Origin of the sequence: Streptomyces sp. NPDC058231 (assembly GCF_042882275.1) — a bacterium.
In the GTDB taxonomy this organism is placed as follows: domain Bacteria; phylum Actinomycetota; class Actinomycetes; order Streptomycetales; family Streptomycetaceae; genus Streptomyces.
This window is the reverse complement of the sequence record NZ_JBHVWN010000011.1, coordinates 131,508-148,966: the sequence shown is the minus strand read 5'-3', so window position 1 is coordinate 148,966 and position 17,459 is coordinate 131,508. Positions and strand designations below refer to the sequence as shown.

Below are 17,459 nucleotides of genomic sequence, written 5' to 3'. Positions count from 1 at the left end.
CGTTTTTTTCCGGCCGGGTGTACGTGGCCTGCCCCGCACACCCGCCCGGAGAACACCAGGCCGTCCAGCAGGCACGTCGAGTCACGAAAAACCAGGAGCCCCCGATGTTCGAGGCGGTCGAGGAACTGATCGGTGAACAGGCCGATCTCGAGAAGAAGCTCGCGGATCCCGCGGTCCACGCCGACCAGGCCAACGCGCGCAAGCTCAACAAGCGCTACGCCGAGCTGACCCCGATCGTCGGTACGTACCGTTCCTGGAAGCAGACCGGTGACGACATCGAGACCGCCCGCGAGTTCGCCGCGGACGACCCCGACTTCGCCGCCGAGGTGAAGGACCTGGAGAAGCAGCGCGAAGAGCTCACCGAGAAGCTCCGCCTCCTCCTGGTCCCGCGCGACCCGAGCGACGACAAGGACGTGCTCCTGGAGATCAAGGCGGGCGCGGGCGGCGACGAGTCCGCCCTGTTCGCCGGCGACCTGCTGCGCATGTACCTGCGGTACGCGGAGCGCGTCGGCTGGAAGACCGAGATCATCGACTCCACCGAGTCCGAGCTCGGCGGCTACAAGGACGTCCAGGTCGCCGTGAAGACCAAGGGCGGCAACGGTGCCACCGAACCCGGCCAGGGCGTCTGGGCCCGCATGAAGTACGAGGGCGGCGTGCACCGGGTGCAGCGGGTGCCCTCCACCGAGTCCCAGGGCCGCATCCACACGTCCGCCGCCGGTGTGCTCGTCACCCCCGAGGCGGAGGAGGTCGAGGTCGAGATCCACGCCAACGACCTCCGGATCGACGTCTACCGCTCCTCGGGCCCCGGCGGCCAGTCCGTCAACACCACCGACTCCGCGGTCCGCATCACCCACCTGCCGACCGGCGTCGTCGCCTCCTGCCAGAACGAGAAGAGCCAGCTCCAGAACAAGGAGCAGGCCATGCGCATCCTGCGCTCGCGACTGCTTGCCGCAGCCCAGGAAGCGGCCGAGCAGGAAGCCTCCGACGCCCGGCGCAGCCAGGTGCGCACCGTCGACCGTTCCGAGAAGATCCGTACGTACAACTTCCCGGAAAACCGGATCTCGGACCACCGCGTCGGCTTCAAGGCGTACAACTTGGACCAGGTGCTCGACGGGGAGCTGGACGCAGTGATCCAGGCCTGTGTCGACGCCGACTCCGCCGCCAAGCTCGCCGCCGCATAAGCACCGAAGCAACGCCCCGCCCCGCCCGTGAACCCGTTCGGAGAACCGCGATGAACCTGCTGCTCGCCGAGGTGGCCCAGGCCACCCAGCGGCTGGCCGACGCCGGTGTACCCTCGCCGCGATTCGACGCGGAGGAGCTTGCCGCGTTCGTGCACGGCGTCAAGCGGGGCGAGCTGCACCATGTGCCCGACGCGGACTTCGACGCCCGGTACTGGGAGACCGTCGCCCGCCGCGAGGCGCGTGAACCGCTGCAGCACATCACCGGCCGCGCCTTCTTCCGCTACCTGGAACTCCAGGTCGGCCCCGGAGTCTTCGTACCCAGGCCGGAGACCGAGTCGGTCGTCGGCTGGGCGATAGACGCCGTCCGCGCGATGGACGTCATCGAGCCGCTGATCGTCGACCTCTGCACGGGATCGGGCGCCATCGCACTCGCCATGGCCCAGGAGGTGCCGCGCTCGCGTGTGCACGCCGTGGAGCTCTCCGAGGACGCCCTCAGGTGGACGCGGAAGAACGCCGAGGGGTCTCGGGTCACCGTGCACCGCGGAGACGCTCTGACGGCCCTTCCCGAGCTCGACGGCCAGGTCGACCTGGTCATCTCCAACCCGCCGTACATCCCGCTGACCGAGTGGGAGTACGTGGCGCCCGAGGCCCGTGACCACGATCCGGAGATGGCGCTCTTCTCCGGCGAGGACGGCCTCGACACCATCCGCGGCATCGAACGCACCGCACACCGTCTGCTGCGCCCCGGCGGCCTCGTCGTCATCGAGCACGCCGACACCCAGGGCGGCCAGGTGCCGTGGATCTTCACCGAGGAGCGGGGCTGGGCCGACGCGGCCGACCACCCCGACCTGAACAGGCGTCCCCGGTTCGCGACGGCCCGCAAGGCCATGCCGTGACCGGTACCCCGCACCACCCGCACGACCCGTACCCGTACACGCTTGAGGAGGCCGGCTGATGGCACGGCGATACGACTGCAACGACGCGACCGACCGTACGACGGGCCTGCGTGAAGCCGCGTCCGCCGTCCGCCGCGGCGAACTGGTCGTGCTGCCCACCGACACCGTGTACGGGATCGGTGCGGACGCCTTCAGCACCGAAGGTGTCGCCGACCTGCTCGACGCTAAGGGCCGCGGCCGCAACATGCCGACCCCTGTCCTGATCGGCTCCCCGAACACCCTGCACGGTCTGGTCACGGACTTCTCCGAGCAGGCCTGGGAGCTCGTCGACGCGTTCTGGCCCGGCGCCCTCACGCTGGTCGCGAAGCACCAGCCGTCGCTGCAGTGGGACCTCGGTGACACCCGCGGCACCGTCGCCATCCGGATGCCGCTGCACCCGGTCGCCATCGAGCTGCTCACCGAGGTCGGCCCGATGGCGGTCTCCAGCGCCAACCTCACCGGACACCCGTCCCCCGAGGACTGCGACGCCGCGCAGGAGATGCTCGGTGACTCCGTCTCCGTCTACCTCGACGGCGGCCCGACGCCCGGCATCGTGCCGTCCTCGATCGTCGACGTCACCGGCAAGATCCCCGTGCTGCTGCGCGCCGGCGCGCTCTCCGTGGAGGAGCTCCGCAAGGTGGTACCCGACCTCGAGGTGGCCAATTGACCGCCCCTGAGGGGCGTGGCATAGCGGGGCGGACCGACACTTTCCGCATCCTCCACGTCAGCACCGGCAACGTCTGCCGCTCGCCGATCACCGAGCGGCTGACCCGGCATGCCCTGGTGGACCGGCTCGGGGATCCGCTCATCGGCGGCCTCATCGTGGAGAGCGCCGGTACCTGGGGGCACGAAGGCGCCCCCATGGAGGCCAACGCCGAGATCGTCCTCGCCGACTTCGGCGCCGACGCCACCGGCTTCGTCGGCCGCGAACTGCTCGACGAGCATGTGATCAGGGCCGACCTCGTCCTCACCGCCACCCGTGACCACCGCGCCCAGGTGATCTCGATGGGTCACTCGGCCGGCCTGAGGACGTTCACGCTCAAGGAATTCACCCGGCTGGTCCGGGCCATAGACCCCGCGACGCTGCCCGACCCGCGCGACGAGGGCGTCGTCGAGCGCGCCCGCGCGCTGGTCCGTGCGGCAGCCGCGCTGCGCGGCTGGCTGCTGGCCCCCACCGCCGAGGCCGACGAGGTCTACGACCCGTACGGCGCCCCGATCACGTTCTTCCGCTCCGTCGGCGACGAGATCAACCAGGCCCTCGACCCGGTGGTCACCGCACTGACGGGCGTACCGGCCCCGCACTGACACCTCCGGGCAGAGCAGGCAGCGGGCGCCGTACTGCCCTACCGTGGATCTGACGCAGCGCACCCCCTCCAGGCCCGGAGCCGTCAGATGTCGGTCACCAGTCCCGCCGCACCCTCCTCCGCCCCCGTCGCCGACCTGCCGCAGGACTTCGGCGCCCTGATCCGGGAGGACCCGGAGATCGCCGACGTGCTGCTGGGGGAGATGCTCAGACAGTCGAGCACCCTGCAGCTGATCGCCGCCGAGAACTTCACCTCGCCCGCGGTCCTCGCCGCCCTCGGCTCGCCGCTCGCCAACAAGTACGCGGAGGGCTACCCCGGCGCCCGCCATCACGGCGGCTGCGAAATGGCCGACGCCGCCGAACGCATCGCCGTCCAGCGGGCCACCGCGCTCTTCGGGGCCGAGCACGCCAATGTCCAGCCGCACTCCGGCTCATCGGCGGTCCTCGCGGCGTACGCGGCGCTGCTGCGCCCGGGCGACACGGTGCTCGCGACAGGACTTCCGCACGGCGGACATCTCACCCATGGCTCGCCCGCCAACTTCTCCGGACGCTGGTTCGAGTTCATCGGGTACGGGGTCGACTCCGAGAGCGGCCTGATCGACTACGACCAGGTCCGTGCCCTGGCCCGGACGCACCGGCCCAAGGCGATCGTCAGCGGCTCGATCTCTTACCCCCGCCACCCCGATTACCAGGTCTTCCGCGAGATCGCCGACGAGGTGGGCGCGTACCTGATCGCCGACGCCGCGCACCCGATGGGGCTGATCGCCGGGGGAGCGGCGCCCAGCCCCGTCCCGTACGCCGACGTCGTGTGCGCCACCACGCACAAGGTGCTTCGGGGCCCGCGGGGCGGCATGATCCTGTGCGGATCCGAGCTGGCCGAGCGGATCGACCGGGCGGTCTTCCCGTTCACCCAGGGTGGTGCGCAGATGCACACGGTCGCGGCGAAGGCGGTCGCGTTCGGTGAGGCGGCGAGCCCGGCGTTCACCTCCTACGCCCATCAGGTGGTGACACGCGCGCGGGTGCTGGCGGCCGGGCTGGAGGCCGAGGGCTTCGAGGTGACCACCGGGGGTACGGACACCCACCTGATCGTCGCCGATCCGGCGCCGCTCGGCATCGACGGCCCCACCGCCCGCGGGCGGCTCGCGGCGGCGGGCATGGTGCTGGACACCTGCGCACTGCCGTACGGGGACGCCCGGGGTATCAGGCTCGGTACCGCGGCGGTCACCACCCAGGGCATGAGCGACGGCGACATGGCGCGGCTCGCGGTGCTCTTCGGAGCGGCGGTACGTGAGGAAGACGACGTCCGCGCGGAGGTACGGGAACTGGCAAGGAAATATCCTCCCTATCCGGGGTAGACGAGGCTCGTGGAACCATCACCGGTACCTTCGTGTCCTCAACCATGGGGCCGACGTAGTTAAGGTGTGGGCTGAGATGGCCGGCGAAATCTGTGGGGCAGCCCGTGCGTGATTACTTGCTGACACTGTGTGTCACGGCCGCGGTGACCTATCTGCTCACCGGCCCGGTGCGGAAGTTCGCCATCGCGGTCGGGGCGATGCCCGCGATCCGGGCGCGTGACGTCCACCGCGAACCGACACCGCGGCTGGGTGGCATCGCCATGTTCGGCGGGCTGTGTGCCGGTCTGATCGTCGCGGACCACCTGTACAACCTCGACGGTGTCTTCCAGCTCTCCAACGAGCCCCGCGCGCTGCTCTCCGGCGCCGCTCTGATCTGGCTGATCGGGGTGCTCGACGACAAGTTCGAGATCGACGCGCTGATCAAGCTCGGCGGGCAGATGATCGCCGCGGCGGTCATGGTCATCCAGGGTCTGACGATCCTGTGGCTGCCGATCCCCGGCATCGGCACGGTCGCGCTCACCCAGTGGCAGGGCACGCTCCTCACCGTCGCGCTGGTCGTCATCACGATCAACGCGGTGAACTTCGTCGACGGGCTGGACGGTCTCGCGGCCGGCATGGTGTGCATCGCCTCCGCCGCGTTCTTCCTGTACACGTACCGGCTCTGGTACGGACACATGATCGAGGCGGCCGCCCCCGCGACCCTGTTCACGGCGATCCTGATGGGCATGTGCCTCGGTTTCCTGCCGCACAACATGCACCCTGCCCGGATCTTCATGGGCGACTCCGGCTCGATGCTGATCGGACTGGTGCTGGCCGCCGGTGCGATCTCCGTCACGGGGCAGGTCGACCCGGACGCGATGAAACTCTTCGCGGGCAGTGAACGCGAGGTCACCCATGCGATGCTGCCGGTCTTCATCCCGCTGCTGCTGCCGCTGACGATCATCGCGATCCCCGCCGCCGACCTGGTGCTGGCGATCGTCCGGCGTACCTGGAACGGCCAGTCGCCGTTCGCGGCGGACCGCGGCCACCTGCACCACCGGCTGCTGGAGATCGGCCACTCGCACAGCAGGGCCGTGCTGATCATGTACTTCTGGTCGGCCCTGATCGCCTTCGGCGCGGTCGGCTACTCCGTGCACTCGGCGTCCCTGTGGATCGTGCTGGTGGTCATGGGGCTGAGCGCGGTGGGCCTGGTCCTGCTGCTGATGCCCCGCTTCACGCCGCGCGCCCCGCACTGGGCGGAACACGTCGTGCCGCCCCGCTACCGCCGCCGGGACCGTCGCCGCGCAGGGGGCGCTGCCGGGCCCTCCACGGCGCACGAGGAGCAACAGCAGCCCCAGGGGCCGCAGATGGAGCAGGGGACGCACCAGCCCGACGAACGGCCGCCGGTCGTCGTGGGCGTCTCCGGCGTCAACGGAGCGACCGCGATCGGACCCCGTTCGCGTCTCTCGGGCAGGCGTAAGGCTGATTCGACCCGTTGACGATTCGGGCATCAAGGGGCAATACCAGACAACGTGTTGGGCTGCCGTACTCACGTGCCCGAATTAGCCCCTGCGTGTGACAGCAAGCACACTTTCTTGGTAAAGACCTCATCAAATAGTTTGTGATACCGTTCACTAAGCCCGGTGACGGAGCCGAAGGACCTGAGTAGCACGGTCCATCGGCCCGAGGCATCGACTCGGACCGGGCCTACGCTCGTCCATGACGACACACTGCCCACCCCCTGCAAGCGGAGCTGCCGCCATGCCGTCCAACGACGTCCGGACTCTCCTTCAAGCCGCCGCACCCACCGCTGTCGCCGGCGCTGTCGCCGTTGCCATCAGCGCTGGTGTCGCCGGCGGCAAGGGTGCCCTGGGCGCGGTCGTTGCGACGATCGTGGTCGTCCTCTTCATGGGGATCGGCCTCATGGTCCTGCAACGGACCGCGAGGTCCCTGCCCCACTTGTTCCAGGCGATGGGGCTGATGCTGTATACGGCTCAGCTCCTCCTGCTGTTCATCTTCGTCGCCGCATTCAAGAACACGACGCTGTTCAACCCGAAGGCCTTCGCGATCACTCTGGTCGCGACGACAGTCGTGTGGATCGGCGCACAGGCGCGTGCGCACATGAAGGCCAAGATCCTTTACGTCGAACCCGAGTCCGACCCGGGTGAGAAGCCCGAAAACAAGGGCCCGCGGACGTGAAGGGTAGGGGCGGAATAAGTGCAGGTTCGAGACCCTGCTATCGTCCGTTTTCAACTGCGGCACTGCGGGCGCGGGCATGTGAGCTGACGCCTGCTCGATCGCGAGGCTCAATGCCTGACTGCCGCTCACACATCCGTAACACCAGTCCAGTGCCGAACCGCGGCTGCGCGCCGCGCCGACACAACGAGGTTGCCGTACCTATGCGCCACGCTGAAGGAGCCCGCGGTGAGTGCTGACCCGACACAGGTGCTCGCCTTCGAGACCGACTGCCACATCTTCCAGGACAGCCATTGCGGCTTCCCTGCACCCGGCTTGCACTCGTTCCTGTTCCAGCCCCTCTGGGGCGACGCGGACAGCAACCTGTACTTCAACAAGCCGATGCTGCTGGCCCTGCTCGGCTCGATCATCGTCGTCGGTTTCTTCTGGGCCGCCTTCCGTAAGCCGAAGGTCGTCCCGGGCAAGCTGCAGATGGTTGCCGAAACCGGCTACGACTTCATCCGTCGCGGCATCGTCTACGAGACGATCGGCAGGCGTGAGGGCGAGAAGTACGTTCCGCTCGTGGTCTCGCTGTTCTTCTTCGTCTGGATGATGAACCTCTGGTCGATCATCCCGGTCGCGCAGTTCCCGGTGACGTCGATCATCGCGTACCCGATCGCGCTGGCCCTGATCGTGTACGTCCTGTGGGTCAGCCTGACCTTCAAGCGGCACGGCTTCGTCGGCGGCTGGAAGAACATCACCGGTTACGACAAGTCGCTCGGCCCGGTGCTCCCGCTGGCCATGCTCATCGAGTTCTTCTCGAACCTGCTGGTCCGCCCCTTCACCCACGCGGTGCGACTCTTCGCGAACATGTTCGCAGGCCACACGCTGCTGCTGCTGTTCACGATCGCCAGCTGGTACCTGCTCAACGGCATCGGGATCGCCTACGCGGGCGTCTCCTTTGTGATGGTCATCGTGATGACCGCGTTCGAGCTCTTCATTCAGGCGCTGCAGGCGTACGTCTTCGTGCTCCTGACCTGCACCTTCATCCAGGGCGCGCTCGCCAAGCACCACTGAGCACCTCGCGCTCCGACCCTTATTCGTCCGGTGGCCAACCCCCATCGGTCCGTGAAAGAGAAGGAAGAACTGGCATGTCCCAGACCCTTGCTGCCGTCAGCGGCTCCCTCGGCTCCATCGGTTACGGCCTCGCCGCCATCGGCCCCGGCGTCGGCGTCGGCATCATCTTCGGTAACGGCACCCAGGCTCTCGCCCGTCAGCCCGAGGCTGCCGGTCTCATCCGCGCCAACCAGATCCTCGGCTTCGCCTTCTGTGAGGCGCTCGCCCTCATCGGTCTGGTCATGCCGTTCGTCTACGGCCAGTGATCTTCGGATCCACGACCAGCCCACTAGACGAAAGGCAATGACGTGAGCCAGATGCTTACGGTCGCGGCTGAGATGGAAAACCCTCTCGTCCCGCCGATCCCCGAGCTCGTCATCGGCCTCATCGCCTTCCTCATCGTCTTCGGCTTCCTCGCCAAGAAGCTCCTCCCGAACATCAACAAGGTTCTGGACGAGCGCCGCGAGGCCATCGAAGGCGGTATCGAAAAGGCCGATGCGGCCCAGACCGAGGCCCAGAGCGTTCTTGAGCAGTACAAGGCTCAGCTCGCCGAGGCCCGCCACGAGGCCGCGCGCCTGCGCCAGGAGGCACAGGAGCAGGGCGCCGTGATCCTGCAGGAGATGCGGGCGGAAGGCCAGCGGCAGCGCGAGGAGATCATCGCTGCCGGTCACGCCCAGATCGAGGCCGACCGCAAGGCCGCGGCTTCCGCGCTGCGTCAGGACGTGGGCAAGCTCGCCACCGACCTGGCCGGCAAGCTCGTCGGCGAGTCCCTCGAGGACCACGCCCGGCAGAGCCGCACCGTCGACCGTTTCCTTGACGAGCTCGACGCGAAGGCCGAGGCCGTCCGATGAACGGCGCGAGCCGCGAGGCACTGGCTGCCGCACGTGAGCGTCTCGACGCGCTGACCGACAGCACGTCGGTCGACGCGGCGAAGCTCGCCGAGGAGCTGGCCGCCGTCACGGCGCTGCTCCAGCGCGAGGTCTCACTGCGACGGGTCCTGACCGACCCGTCGCAGGCCGGCGAGGCCAAGGCGGAGCTGGCGGGACGGCTGCTGCGCGGTCAGGTGGGCGGCGAGACCGTCGACCTGATCTCCGGCATGGTCCGCTCCCGCTGGTCGCAGTCGCGTGACCTGGTCGACTCGGCCGAGGAACTGGCGAACACCGCAGACCTCACCGCCGCCCAGCGCAGTGGAGACCTCGACGACGTCGAGGACGAGCTGTTCCGGTTCGGCCGGATCGTCGCCTCCGACAAGGGGCTGCGCGCCGCGCTCACCGACCGGTCCGCGCCCGCCGCCGCCAAGGGCGAGCTGCTGCGCAGCCTGCTCGGCGGCAAGGTGCGGACGGCCACCGAGCGCGTCATCGTGCGGCTTGTCACCCAGCCCCGGGGACGTAGCCTGGAGTCGGGAATCGATTCCCTCTCCAAGCTCGCCGCGGAGCGCCGGGACCGCATGGTCGCCGTGGTCACGTCGGCAGTGCCGCTGAGCGATCAGCAGAAGCAGCGCCTCGGCGCCGCACTGGCGAAGATCTACGGTCGGCCGATGCACCTGAATCTCGATGTGGACCCCACGGTCCTCGGTGGGATCTCGGTGCGGGTCGGTGACGAGGTCATCAACGGCACCATCGCGGAGCGCCTCGACGAGGCGACCCGTCGCATGGCCGGCTGACACAGCGCAGCAAGAGAACACAAGCAAGACCAGCGGCCCGGTTGGGCCGTGCAGAAATTGCAGAAGATTCCTGGGGGTCGGCCCCCAGACCCCCTTAAGAAACTTCGGGCCCAACAAGGAGAGCAGGGAACCCAGATGGCGGAGCTCACGATCCGGCCGGAGGAGATCCGGGACGCGCTGGAGAACTTTGTCCAGTCGTACAAGCCGGACGCGGCCTCGCGCGAGGAGGTCGGTACGGTCAGCGTTGCCGGCGACGGCATCGCGAAGGTCGAGGGTCTTCCCTCGGCCATGGCGAACGAGCTGCTGAAGTTCGAGGACGGAACCCTCGGTCTCGCCCTCAACCTCGAGGAGCGCGAGATCGGTGCGATCGTTCTCGGCGAGTTCAGCGGAATCGAGGAGGGCCAGCCGGTGCAGCGCACCGGTGAGGTGCTCTCCGTCGGCGTCGGCGAGGGTTACCTCGGCCGCGTCGTCGACCCGCTCGGCAACCCGATCGACGGTCTCGGCGAGATCGCGACCGACAGCCGCCGCGCCCTCGAGCTGCAGGCCCCTGGCGTCATGGTCCGTAAGTCGGTGCACGAGCCGATGCAGACCGGCTACAAGGCCGTCGACGCCATGGTGCCGATCGGCCGCGGCCAGCGTCAGCTGATCATTGGTGACCGTCAGACGGGTAAGACCGCTCTGGCCGTCGACACGATCATCAACCAGCGCGACAACTGGCGCTCGGGCGACGTGAACAAGCAGGTGCGCTGCATCTACGTCGCCATCGGTCAGAAGGGCTCCACCATCGCCTCTGTGCGTGGTGCCCTCGAAGAGGCCGGCGCGCTCGAGTACACGACCATCGTCGCCGCCCCGGCGTCCGACCCGGCCGGCTTCAAGTACCTGGCGCCGTACACCGGTTCGGCCATCGGCCAGCACTGGATGTACCAGGGCAAGCACGTCCTGATCATCTTCGACGACCTCTCGAAGCAGGCCGACGCCTACCGCGCCGTGTCGCTTCTGCTGCGCCGTCCGCCGGGCCGTGAGGCCTACCCGGGCGACGTCTTCTACCTCCACTCGCGTCTGCTGGAGCGCTGCGCGAAGCTCTCCGACGACATGGGTGCCGGTTCGATGACCGGTCTCCCGATCGTCGAGACGAAGGCGAACGACGTGTCGGCGTTCATTCCGACCAACGTCATCTCCATCACCGACGGCCAGTGCTTCCTGGAGTCCGACCTGTTCAACGCCGGCCAGCGTCCGGCCCTGAACGTCGGTATCTCGGTCTCCCGTGTCGGTGGCTCCGCCCAGCACAAGGCCATGAAGCAGGTTTCCGGCCGACTCCGCGTGGACCTCGCCCAGTACCGTGAGCTGGAGGCGTTCGCCGCCTTCGGTTCCGACCTGGACGCCGCGTCGAAGGCCTCGCTGGAGCGCGGTAAGCGCATGGTCGAGCTGCTGAAGCAGGGCCAGTACCAGCCGATGCCCGTCGAGGAGCAGGTCGTCTCCGTCTGGGCCGGTACCACCGGCAAGATGGACGACGTCCCGGTCGAGGACATCCGTCGCTTCGAGAGCGAGCTGCTGGAGTACCTGCGCCGCGAGCGCAAGGAGCTCCTGACCAGCATCGTCGAGGGCGGCAAGATGTCGGATGACACGCTGCAGTCGATCGCCGACTCCATCGCGGCCTTCAAGCAGCAGTTCGAGACCTCGGACGGCAAGCTCCTGGGCGAGGGCTGATCGATGGGCGCTCAGCTTCGCGTTTACAAGCGCCGCATTCGCTCCGTCACCGCCACGAAGAAGATCACCAAGGCGATGGAGATGATCGCCGCTTCGCGCATCGTCAAGGCGCAGCGCCAGGTGGCGGCGTCGACGCCGTACGCGACCGAGCTCACCCGTGCGGTGACCGCGGTGGCGACCGGCTCCACCACCAAGCACCCGCTGACCACCGAGGCCGACGCTCCGGCGCGGGCCGCGATCCTGCTCATCACGAGCGACCGCGGTCTGGCCGGCGGTTACTCCGCCAACGCCATCAAGGCGGCGGAGCGACTGACCGAGCGTCTGCGCGGTGAGGGCAAGGAGGTCGTCACGTATGTGATCGGCCGCAAGGGTGTCGCCTACTACGGCTTCCGCGAGCGCAAGGTCGAGGAATCGTGGACGGGCTTCACCGACAGCCCGACGTATGCGGATGCGAAGCGGGCTGCGGCCCCGCTGATCGAAGTGGTCACCCAGGAGACCGCCGAGGGCGGCGTGGACGAGCTGCACATCGTCTTCACGGAGTTCGTGTCGATGATGACGCAGAACCCGGTGGACGACCGGATGCTGCCGCTCAGCCTCGACACGACGAAGGACGAGGAGGGCAAGGGAGAGATCCTGCCGCTCTTCGACTTCGAGCCGTCGGCGGAGGACGTCCTCGACGCCCTGCTTCCGCGGTACGTCGAGAGCCGGATCTACAACGCACTGCTGCAGGCCGCTGCTTCCGAGCACGCTGCCCGCCGCCGCGCGATGAAGTCGGCCACCGACAACGCCGGAGACCTCATCAAGAGTCTCTCCCGGCTTGCCAACGCGGCCCGCCAGGCCGAAATCACCCAGGAAATCAGCGAGATCGTCGGTGGTGCCAGTGCGCTGGCCGACGCGACCGCGGGGAGTGACAAGTAATGACGACCACAGTTGAGACGGCCGTCGCCACGGGCCGCGTCGCCCGGGTCATCGGCCCGGTCGTCGACGTGGAGTTCCCCGTCGACGCGATGCCGGAGATCTACAACGCGCTGACCGTCGAGGTGGCCGACCCGGCCGAGGACGGCAAGATCAAGAAGCTGACCCTCGAGGTCGCCCAGCACCTGGGCGACGGCGTGGTCCGCGCGATCTCGATGCAGCCCACCGACGGTCTGGTCCGCCAGGCCCCGGTGACCGACACGGGTACCGGCATCACGGTGCCGGTCGGCGAGATCACCAAGGGCAAGGTGTTCAACACCCTCGGTGAGATCCTGAACAAGCCCGAGGCCGAGTCCGAGGTCACCGAGCGCTGGCCGATCCACCGCAAGGCGCCCAGCTTCGACCAGCTCGAGTCGAAGACCGAGATGTTCGAGACCGGCGTCAAGGTCATCGACCTTCTCACCCCGTACGTCAAGGGTGGAAAGATCGGTCTGTTCGGTGGTGCCGGTGTCGGCAAGACCGTTCTGATCCAGGAAATGATCTACCGCGTGGCCAACAACCACGATGGTGTGTCGGTGTTCGCCGGTGTCGGCGAGCGCACCCGTGAGGGCAACGACCTCATCGAGGAAATGGCCGACTCGGGCGTCATCGACAAGACCGCCCTTGTCTTCGGTCAGATGGACGAGCCCCCGGGCACCCGTCTCCGTGTCGCGCTTGCCGGTCTGACCATGGCGGAGTACTTCCGCGATGTGCAGAAGCAGGACGTGCTCTTCTTCATCGACAACATCTTCCGGTACACCCAGGCCGGCTCCGAGGTGTCCACCCTGCTCGGCCGTATGCCGTCCGCGGTGGGTTACCAGCCGAACCTGGCCGACGAGATGGGTCTGCTGCAGGAGCGCATCACGTCGACCCGCGGTCACTCGATCACCTCGATGCAGGCGATCTACGTCCCCGCGGACGACCTGACCGACCCGGCCCCGGCCACCACCTTCGCCCACCTCGACGCGACGACGGTTCTCTCCCGTCCGATCTCCGAGAAGGGCATCTACCCGGCCGTGGACCCGCTGGACTCCACGTCCCGGATCCTGGACCCGCGCTACATCGCCGCGGACCACTACGAGGCCGCCATGCGCGTCAAGGGGATCCTCCAGAAGTACAAGGACCTCCAGGACATCATCGCGATCCTCGGTATCGACGAGCTGGGCGAGGAGGACAAGCTCGTTGTCCACCGTGCCCGTCGTGTCGAGCGCTTCCTGTCGCAGAACACCCACGTCGCCAAGCAGTTCACCGGCGTGGACGGTTCGGACGTGCCGCTCGACGAGTCGATCGCCGCGTTCAACTCGATCTGCGACGGTGAGTACGACCACTTCCCGGAGCAGGCGTTCTTCATGTGCGGTGGCATCGAGGACCTGAAGGCCAACGCCAAGGAGCTCGGCGTCTCCTGAGCCCATGGCTCACCGAGGGGGGCGGGTGCGTCCCGTCCCCCTCACCACGCCCCGTAGAATTGACCCAACACCCGGCTCCAACGGCCGGGTGGTGACCCGAGGAGCCACTCTTGGCTGCTGAGCTGCACGTCGAGCTGGTCGCCGCGGACCGCAGTGTCTGGTCCGGCGAGGCCACCCTGGTCGTCGCGCGTACCACGTCCGGCGACATCGGCGTCATGCCCGGTCACCAGCCGCTTCTCGGTGTGCTGGAGTCGGGCCCTGTGACGATCCGTACGAGCGAGGGCGCGACCGTGGTCGCGGCCGTGCACGGCGGTTTCATCTCGTTCGCTGACGACAAGCTTTCGCTGCTGGCGGAGATCGCCGAGCTGGCGGACGAGATCGATCTCCAGCGCGCCGAGCGTGCGCTGGAGCGCGCGAAGTCGGAGACGGACGGCGCCGCCGAGCGTCGCGCCGATGTGCGAATCCGCGCGGTGGCGGTGCGTTAAGCACTCCGCGCAACGGCTTTACCCTCAGCCGCGGCCCGAGCTGGAACTCTCCAGACCGTGCCGCGGCTGAGGCGATGCAGGTGCAGGTACAGTCCGGGCAGTACGCGTTACTCGACGATGCGAGGAGGTCGGTGGAGATGGTCCTCGCTTTGTGGGTGTGCGGCCTGGTCGTCGTACTGGTCGCGGCAGGTCTCTTCGTCTTCGGTCTGCGCCGGCGGCTGATCCAGCGCTCCGGCGGGACCTTCGACTGCAGCCTGCGGTGGAACGTGTCCGCCGAGCCCGACATCTCCGGCAAGGGCTGGGTGTACGGCGTCGCCCGCTACAGCGGTGACCGCGTCGACTGGTTCCGCGTCTTCTCGTACGCTCCCCGGCCCCGCCGGGTCCTTGAGCGTTCCGCGATCGAGGTCGTCGACCGCCGGCTGCCCGAGGGCGAGGAGGAGCTCGCGCTGCTCTCCGACTCCGTCGTGCTCGGCTGTCTCCACCGGGAGACGCGCCTGGAGCTGGCGATGAGCGAGGACGCGCTGACCGGATTCCTCGCCTGGCTGGAGGCGGCGCCGCCCGGCCAGCGGGTCAACGTCGCCTGAGAGCCCCCCTCGCACCGCGGGAGAGCCGCCGGACGCCGCGTCACGGAGGGGCCGGACTCCTGAGAACGTGCCCCTCGGCCGCGGGCGCGCACGTACGGCACGAAAAAAGGACCGGGGAGACAGGGGGCGGACCTGTCTCCCCGGCTGCTTTTCGGGGTCACGCGCCGATCTGTGCGAGGACCGCGGTGACTACCTCAGCCCGCTGTCGATCGCGCTGACGAGTTCACCGTTGCTGGTGTCCCCGCTGAACTCCCAGAAGAACGCGCCCTTGAGGCCCTGGTTCTTCACGTACGTCATCTTCCCGGCGATGGTGGCCGGGGTGTCGTAGCTCCACCAGTTGTTGCCGCACTTGGCGTAGGCGGTGCCGGCGATGGTGCCGGTGGCCGGGCAGCTGGTCTTGAGGACCTTGTAGTCCTCGATGCCCTGCTCGTACTTGCCGGGCGCGGGGCCGGTCGCGGTGCCGCCCGGGGTGGCCTGGGTGACGCCGGTCCAGCCGCGCCCGTAGAAGCCGATGCCGATGTTCAGCTTGCTGCCCGCGATGCCCTTGCTCTTGAGCTTGGTGATGGCGGCGTCGGTGTTGAAGCCCTCCTGCGGGATGCCGCTGTACGAGGTGAGCGGGGAGTGCGGAGCGGTCGGGCCGTCCGCGTCGAAGGCGCCGAAGAAGTCGTACGTCATCACGTTGTACCAGTCGACGTACTGCGCCGCGCTCGCGTAGTCGGCCGCGTCGATCTTGCCGCCCGACGAGGCGTCGGCGGTGATGGCCGCGGTGACCAGGTTGGAGCTGCCGAACCTCGTCCGCAGTGCGGAGACCACGTTCTTGAAGGCAGAGGCGCCGCTGCTGTCACAGGACAGACCGCAGGCGTTGGGGTACTCCCAGTCGATGTCGATGCCGTCGAAGACATCGGCCCAGCGCGGGTCCTCGACCAGGTTGTAGCAGGAGTTGGCGAAGGCGGTGGGGTTCTGCGCGGCCTGGGTGAAGCCGCCGGACCAGGTCCAGCCGCCGAAGGACCAGATGACCTTGAGACCCGGGTGCTTCTTCTTCAGCTCGCGCAGCTGGTTGATGTTGCCGGCCACCGGCTGGTCCCAGGTGTCGGCGGTGCCGTCGACGCTGGAGGCCGCGTCGTAGGTCTTCTGGTAGGCGGCGTAGGCGTCGCCGATCGCGCACTGGCCGCCGGTGACGTTGCCGAAGGAGTAGTTGATGTGCGTGATCTTGGCCGCGCTGCCGCTGGTCTCCAGGTTCTTCACGTGGTAGTTGCGGTCGTAGACGCCCCACTCGGTGAAGTAACCGAGCTTGACCTTGGTGCCGGGGTCGGGGTTTCCGCCACCGCCGCCCGTGGTGTGCACCGACACCGAGGCACTGACCGGGCCCGTCTGGTCGGCGGTGTCACGCGCCTGGACGGTGTACGAGTAGTCGGTGCCGGCGGTCAGCGCGCTGTCGGTGTAGGTCAGGCCGGTGACCGTGGCGACCTTGTTGCCGTTGCGCAGGACGTCGTAGTTCTTGATGCCCTTGTCGTCGGTGGCCGCGGTCCAGCTGATCTTCACGCCGGTGTCGGTGATGTTGCTCGCGGTCGGAGTACCGGGGGCGGAGGGGGCGTTGTCGCCCGGGACGCTGCCGCCGTCGCAGGAGGCACCGTTCAGCTTGCAACCGGTGGGAGCGCCGGTGCCGGCACCGTTGAAGCCGAAGCTGACGCTGGCGCCGGGGGCGACCGTCCCGTTGTAACCGGCGTTCTTGGCGGTCCAGTGGGTTCCGGAGCTGGTGACGGTGGCGTCCCAGGCGGAGGTGACCGACGTGCCGGAGGGGAAGTCCCACTCGATGGTCCAGGAACTGAGGGCGGTGGTACCGGTGTTCTGCACCGTCCACTGCCCCTCGAAGCCGGTGCCCCAGTCGGTCTTCTTGAGATACGTGGCGGTCGCCGAGGTGGCGGCCTGGGCCGGGGTGGCCAGTCCGACCATCGCGGCGAGGGGGAGCAGCAGCGCGGTGAGGCCCGCTATCGCTCTCGTACGGGTGGTGGTGGCCAGGCCGAGTCCGAATCTTCGGCGTCGGGGGGTTTCGGTGGTCAACGGTGCTCCTCGGGTGAGGTCCGGACAAACGGGGGGTGGTCCGTGGACTGCAAACCCTGCGCCGCCCTGAGCCCGCCTTGTCATGGCGTGCTCACCGCAGTGCTCGGTGACACTAGGAAGGTCTGGACCAATCGTCAAGAGGTCTGGACCAAAGATCGGAAGTAAACATCGGTCGCCCAACTCCCTTGCGGGAAGGGCCGACCGGGCCCGGAAGCGGATCCCCTGCGCCCTCGCGTTCACCGACCGGCGCGCGTCCCCGCCCTCGCCGGCGGCGGGCATCCGGTGGTCTCCGCATGTGACCTCCCCTGACCCGGGCGTCCCCACGCCCGGCGCGGCAGGGCGGAACTCTCCCGCATCCCGGCGGCCCGCGAGCCGGGAATCCGTACCCACACCGCGAGCTCGACGCGGTGGGCGACGCGGCGGCCGCAGGTGCCCCGCGCGTGAACCGGCCGGTGGTCCTCCGTAACACGGGTGAGGCGCGGCTCCGCCGAAGGGCGCAGTCGCGGCCGGTCACCGCCGACGCCACCGGCCGCCGGTCTGCGGGCGCGCCGGGGC

17 protein-coding genes are annotated in these 17,459 nt (G+C 68.5%); 16 read left to right on the top strand and 1 reads right to left on the bottom strand.

All coding sequences use genetic code 11. The annotated features are described in order from the left end of the window. Window positions 1–104 precede the first annotated feature (104 nt). The 16 genes from prfA to ACFVXE_RS11125 all read left to right on the top strand — a co-directional run bounded on the left by prfA (window position 105) and on the right by ACFVXE_RS11125 (window position 14,843). On the top strand, window positions 105–1,181 hold the full coding sequence (prfA, locus tag ACFVXE_RS11200; protein WP_389670770.1) for a peptide chain release factor 1: 1,077 nt from the start codon (window positions 105–107) through the stop codon (window positions 1,179–1,181). 50 nt (window positions 1,182–1,231) lie between these two features. Beyond that, a complete protein-coding gene (gene prmC / locus ACFVXE_RS11195; RefSeq protein WP_389670769.1) occupies window positions 1,232–2,077 on the top strand; it encodes a peptide chain release factor N(5)-glutamine methyltransferase in 846 nt (281 codons plus the stop codon). Window positions 2,078–2,135: 58 nt separating this feature from the next. Then, the gene (locus ACFVXE_RS11190) at window positions 2,136–2,783 is read left to right on the top strand and encodes an L-threonylcarbamoyladenylate synthase (protein ID WP_389670768.1); all 648 of its coding nucleotides are present in this window, start codon (window positions 2,136–2,138) and stop codon (window positions 2,781–2,783) included. Next, a complete protein-coding gene (locus ACFVXE_RS11185) occupies window positions 2,780–3,421 on the top strand; it encodes a protein-tyrosine-phosphatase (protein WP_389670767.1) in 642 nt (213 codons plus the stop codon). The genes ACFVXE_RS11190 and ACFVXE_RS11185 overlap by 4 nt, the downstream gene beginning before the upstream one ends. A gap of 87 nt (window positions 3,422–3,508) precedes the next feature. Continuing rightward, entirely contained in the window at window positions 3,509–4,774 is a 1,266-nt protein-coding gene (glyA, locus tag ACFVXE_RS11180; RefSeq protein WP_389670766.1) for a serine hydroxymethyltransferase, read from the top strand. Window positions 4,775–4,866: 92 nt separating this feature from the next. Then, window positions 4,867–6,252, top strand: a complete 1,386-nt coding sequence (locus ACFVXE_RS11175; protein WP_389670765.1) for an MraY family glycosyltransferase — start codon at window positions 4,867–4,869, stop codon at window positions 6,250–6,252. Window positions 6,253–6,514: 262 nt separating this feature from the next. After that, window positions 6,515–6,952 carry a hypothetical protein gene (locus ACFVXE_RS11170; protein ID WP_389670764.1) on the top strand — a complete coding sequence of 146 codons (438 nt, stop codon included), beginning with the start codon at window positions 6,515–6,517 and terminating at the stop codon, window positions 6,950–6,952. Between the two features lie 225 nt (window positions 6,953–7,177). Next, window positions 7,178–8,005 (top strand): F0F1 ATP synthase subunit A, encoded by an 828-nt coding sequence (atpB, locus tag ACFVXE_RS11165; RefSeq protein ID WP_389670763.1) that lies wholly within the window; start codon window positions 7,178–7,180, stop codon window positions 8,003–8,005. A gap of 74 nt (window positions 8,006–8,079) precedes the next feature. Beyond that, window positions 8,080–8,310, top strand: coding sequence for an ATP synthase F0 subunit C (gene atpE / locus ACFVXE_RS11160; protein ID WP_030915976.1), 231 nt, complete (start codon window positions 8,080–8,082; stop codon window positions 8,308–8,310). Between the two features lie 51 nt (window positions 8,311–8,361). Further along, window positions 8,362–8,895, top strand: coding sequence for a F0F1 ATP synthase subunit B (locus ACFVXE_RS11155; protein WP_389670786.1), 534 nt, complete (start codon window positions 8,362–8,364; stop codon window positions 8,893–8,895). Next, window positions 8,892–9,707: a F0F1 ATP synthase subunit delta gene (locus ACFVXE_RS11150; RefSeq protein ID WP_389670762.1), complete on the top strand. Its 816-nt coding sequence runs from the start codon at window positions 8,892–8,894 to the stop codon at window positions 9,705–9,707. The genes ACFVXE_RS11155 and ACFVXE_RS11150 overlap by 4 nt, the downstream gene beginning before the upstream one ends. 135 nt (window positions 9,708–9,842) lie before the next feature. After that, window positions 9,843–11,414: a F0F1 ATP synthase subunit alpha gene (gene atpA, locus ACFVXE_RS11145; protein WP_389670761.1), complete on the top strand. Its 1,572-nt coding sequence runs from the start codon at window positions 9,843–9,845 to the stop codon at window positions 11,412–11,414. 3 nt (window positions 11,415–11,417) lie between these two features. Beyond that, a complete protein-coding gene (locus ACFVXE_RS11140) occupies window positions 11,418–12,332 on the top strand; it encodes a F0F1 ATP synthase subunit gamma (protein ID WP_389670760.1) in 915 nt (304 codons plus the stop codon). Continuing rightward, on the top strand, window positions 12,332–13,774 hold the full coding sequence (atpD, locus tag ACFVXE_RS11135; protein ID WP_389670759.1) for a F0F1 ATP synthase subunit beta: 1,443 nt from the start codon (window positions 12,332–12,334) through the stop codon (window positions 13,772–13,774). The genes ACFVXE_RS11140 and atpD overlap by 1 nt, the downstream gene beginning before the upstream one ends. A 110-nt stretch (window positions 13,775–13,884) precedes the next feature. Continuing rightward, complete coding sequence (locus ACFVXE_RS11130) at window positions 13,885–14,259, top strand: F0F1 ATP synthase subunit epsilon (protein WP_389670758.1); 375 nt, start codon at window positions 13,885–13,887, stop codon at window positions 14,257–14,259. A 137-nt stretch (window positions 14,260–14,396) separates the two neighbouring features. After that, a complete protein-coding gene (locus ACFVXE_RS11125; RefSeq protein WP_389670757.1) occupies window positions 14,397–14,843 on the top strand; it encodes a DUF2550 domain-containing protein in 447 nt (148 codons plus the stop codon). 189 nt (window positions 14,844–15,032) lie between these two features. Here the strand turns inward: ACFVXE_RS11125 and ACFVXE_RS11120 are convergent, their stop codons facing one another. Then, window positions 15,033–16,904 (bottom strand): glycosyl hydrolase family 18 protein, encoded by a 1,872-nt coding sequence (locus ACFVXE_RS11120; protein ID WP_389670756.1) that lies wholly within the window; start codon window positions 16,902–16,904, stop codon window positions 15,033–15,035. Window positions 16,905–17,459: the final 555 nt, after the last annotated feature.